3 protein-coding genes are annotated in these 1,774 nt (G+C 70.3%); all 3 read right to left on the bottom strand.

What is annotated here, in order from left to right:
* Positions 1-429 (bottom strand): DNA polymerase (locus LLG88_00365; GenBank protein MCE5245366.1); only part of this gene is annotated, 429 nt, incomplete at its 3' end.
* Positions 430-1,254: a hypothetical protein gene (locus LLG88_00360; protein MCE5245365.1), complete on the bottom strand. Its 825-nt coding sequence runs from the start codon at positions 1,252-1,254 to the stop codon at positions 430-432.
* A 12-nt stretch (positions 1,255-1,266) separates the two neighbouring features.
* Positions 1,267-1,599 carry a hypothetical protein gene (locus tag LLG88_00355; protein ID MCE5245364.1) on the bottom strand — a complete coding sequence of 111 codons (333 nt, stop codon included), beginning with the start codon at positions 1,597-1,599 and terminating at the stop codon, positions 1,267-1,269.
* Between the last annotated feature and the right edge of the window lie 175 nt (positions 1,600-1,774).

Below are 1,774 nucleotides of genomic sequence, written 5' to 3'. Positions count from 1 at the left end.
CGCCTGCTCGGCGCACTCGGCGCGCTCCATCGAGCACGCAAGGCCAACCTCGGACTTGCCGCCGATCCGCGCGAGGCTCACGGGGAACATCCGATAGGTGTCGCGAAACGTGAGGTTGAGTCCGGGCCCGCGCACGCGCATCGAGACGATCGACGCGCCCGACTCGGCGACGTTGATCGTCATCCCGTCGCGCCACAGGCCGAAGCGGATCCAGGCGTCGATCAGCCAGAGGAAGTCGAAGCGGCCCCCGTTGTGCGCGAGCACGTCGCCCTCGCCGACTGCGAGAATGGCCGCGGCGAGATCCGCTTCCTGATCCTGGCGAAAGGTGCGCATCCGGCCGTCGAACAGCAGCGCGCCGCAGTAGAAGCGATCCCACCCGACCGTTTCGATATCGAAGGCGGCGCGCGGCCGGATGGACGGAGCGGCCACTTAGTCGCCCTCCTCGCCTAGCAGGGCTTCCAGCATGTCGAGCGTCTCCGTGACCATCATCGCGACTTCCTGCGGCCCCGCGGAGAAGTAGCCGTATCCCTTGCGCCCGCCACCTGCGGCGCCGTCGCCGGTCGGGCCGGGCGCCTGCCCCTCAAGCGTCGCCTCGATCCGCGACGCCAGCTCGGCGCTCACTTTCTCCAGATCGGTGCGTGCGAAGGTGCCGACGATCTGCGACTCGCCGCGCTGCTCGGTCGAATGGTCCGCGTACATGGTGCCGCGGAACAGGCCGGCGAAGTGCTGCTCGCGGTACTCGGCGCCGCCGGACCCGTGCTCCTGGCGCGCGAAGTCGGTGACGGCGGCGGCGAGCGCGGCGGCGAAGGCTTGCCGATCGTCGTCGCCGATTTCGAACGGGCGCCCCTTCATCCCGGGCGGTAGCTCGGCGCGGTAGGTGGAGACGACCTTTCCGCCCTCGACTCGGCGCGTGCGAAGGATCGGGACTTCGTAGGTCGCGGCCTCGCGCTCCTTTCCCGTCTCCTCGTTGTAGCGGGCCGGCGACTCGATCTCGCGCGAGCCCACGACCTCCTCGAAAGTCGCGGCGCGGAACACCGTGTCGGCGAAAGTCAGCGTCACGTCGGCGCCCGGCCGCGCGAGCCGCAGGACGCGATCCGCGTCCGGGCCGACGACCTGCGCGGTGCGTCCGATCTGGTAGGTGACGACCCCGGCGCGCTCGACGCGCGGTCCAAGGGTGCCGGTGAGGGTGGAAATGCGAGGCCCCCGATCGCGCGTGGCGACCGGGGGCCGGGGAGGCGAGCGGCGCTTGGTCACTCGCCGGGCCTTCTACTGCGCGACGCCGACGTTGAAGATCCGCATGGGCGAGTAGCCCTTCTGCTTGGCCGGCGCGTCGCCAGCGTACTGGATCTGGACGTAGGAGCCGGGCAGGATCGCGTCGAGCCGCTGGTCGAGGTACTTGGTCCCCCACACCGCGACCTGCTTGCCCGAGTCGAGGGTGAAGTCCCAGAGGACGGCCGGGGTGCCGTCCTTGCGCTTCACGATCCGCTTGCCGGTGAGCGTCGCCTCCAGCGTGTCGCCGATGTTGTCGAACTTCACGATCTCCGCGTCGGGGTTCACGGGGGTGAAGGTCCGCGTGGTGCCGTTGCCGTTGGTGGTCATGGTCGGTTCCTGTGCAGGGACGTTGGGGAGTAGGTGGGCGGTCCCGTCGCTTCACCTGCTGCCACGCTACCCCGGCGGATCGGCCGTGGCAAGTCCTCGACGACCGATTCTGACCGATTCCGCCCCCCGCGGGCCGGACTCCGCGTCCGGCTTTCGGGGGCCGGGGGCCCCGCAC

Source organism: bacterium (assembly GCA_021372775.1).
Lineage (GTDB): Bacteria > Acidobacteriota > Polarisedimenticolia > J045 > J045 > JAJFTU01.
Note: the sequence above shows the minus strand (reverse complement) of the source record. Positions and strands in the feature narration are given on the sequence as shown.